The sequence below is a fragment of the Streptosporangium sp. G11 genome (genome assembly GCF_051192615.1).
Lineage (GTDB): Bacteria > Actinomycetota > Actinomycetes > Streptosporangiales > Streptosporangiaceae > Streptosporangium.
This window is the reverse complement of record NZ_JBPJUQ010000279.1, coordinates 1-1492: the sequence shown is the minus strand read 5'-3', so window position 1 is coordinate 1492 and position 1492 is coordinate 1. Positions and strand designations below refer to the sequence as shown.

1 protein-coding gene is annotated in these 1492 nt (G+C 68.0%); it reads right to left on the bottom strand.

Translation table 11 applies throughout. The annotated features are described in order from the left end of the window. Positions 1 to 45: 45 nt before the first annotated feature. On the bottom strand, positions 46 to 1446 hold the full coding sequence (locus ACSDR0_RS50530; RefSeq protein WP_435296121.1) for an ISAs1 family transposase: 1401 nt from the start codon (positions 1444 to 1446) through the stop codon (positions 46 to 48). Between the last annotated feature and the right edge of the window lie 46 nt (positions 1447 to 1492).

The following is a 1492-nucleotide window of genomic DNA, read 5'->3' as shown; positions in this document are numbered from 1 at the left end:
CAGGGCCCCGGCGTTGATTCGCTTTGTCCTAGTTTGTCGGATTGATCAGATGGTGTAGACGGCGAAGGCGTCACCGTGGTCGAGAAGGTCACGGCGGGCATGGGCGATGTTGGCGCGGCCGGCCAGCCGGGCGGTGCTGATCGCCAGGTTTCTGAAGCCGGCGAGCGCTCTGGGCGCGGTTCCCGACCTGACCTGGGAGTGATCCTCCCCGAAGGTCACGTCGCGGACCCAGTGGAGGCGGTTTTCCACGCCCCAATGCGCCCGTTGATAGTGGTTGAGATGAGCGGGGCCGGCCGCTTCAGCGGGCAGGCTGGTGATGCCGTACACGATTTCCTTGCTGGTCCAGACGCCGTCCAAGTCGCCGATGTCGCGGCGGAGCCGGAAGGCTTGGCGGGCACCGGGAAACAGAGCGTCATCTGCTTCGGCGGTGCGGATGGTGCGCCGTTCGGTGCGATCGCGCCCGTGATCGTCATCGATGGCGGTGGTCGCGCTCCAGTCGGCATCCGGGCCGATCAACAGAGCCTGGGCGGCCGCGCGGGCCAGCGGCTGGTTCCCCTTCAAAATGAGGATGTAGTGGGCGTCCAGATGCTGGGTGATCAGGCGGGCGGTGGTCTTGGTGGTGTGCAGCGCGTCCAGGGTCAAGACCGTCCCGGCCACGTCCAGCCGGGCCAGCAGGGCACGGGCGGCGGGTCCCTCCCCGCGCTTGTCGGCGACCTGGCATTGGCCCAGGATGACGCCGTGCTCGTGGCTGATCGCCCCGACCAGGAAGATACGCCCGCCCTGCTCGGTCCGGGCGCCGCGACAGACCTTGCCATCGAGGGCGGCGCCGGGCAACAGCCCGTCTGGGGCAGGATGGGTGACCTGTCGCCGAGCTGCGCGCCGCTGCTCACGCTCGACCGGTCCGGGGGTGCGGGCAATCCGCGGCACCGGCGCCGCCCGGCGCACCACCTCGGCCACATAGCCGCTGATCGCCGCATCCAGCGCATCGGCGTCCAGGTCGGCCAGGACCCGACGGAAAGTCCGCTCACTGGGCACGACGAACAGGCTGGTGAACGGATCGCGATAGGCACCCAGCCGCTCCAGCACCGCTTGCGAGGTCCGGGCGGCCCACTGCCAGATCGCTGCGACGCTGTCACCACCGACCACGAGCGTCGCACACGCCGTCAACGTCAAGATGACCGCCAGCGGATGCCGCAGCCCGCAGGCCGAGCGCCGCTCAGGCACCGCCGCCAACCGACGCATCAACGCCGATTCCACCACGACCGAATCAGTCGCCAACTCCGCTTCCCACAACGCCAGGTCGGCGAACTGGTCAAGACACGGGACGAGACGAGAGCTGGTTGGGGAAGATGGGGACACGAGCGCGACTCCTGCGTCGATCTTCGAATTCGAGACCTGAAAGATCAGCAGAAGTCGCGCTCTTTCATCTTCCACCTGGCCAAGCACTCAACATCGGCATACCGCATCAAAACCCGGGAACGCCGGGGCCCCG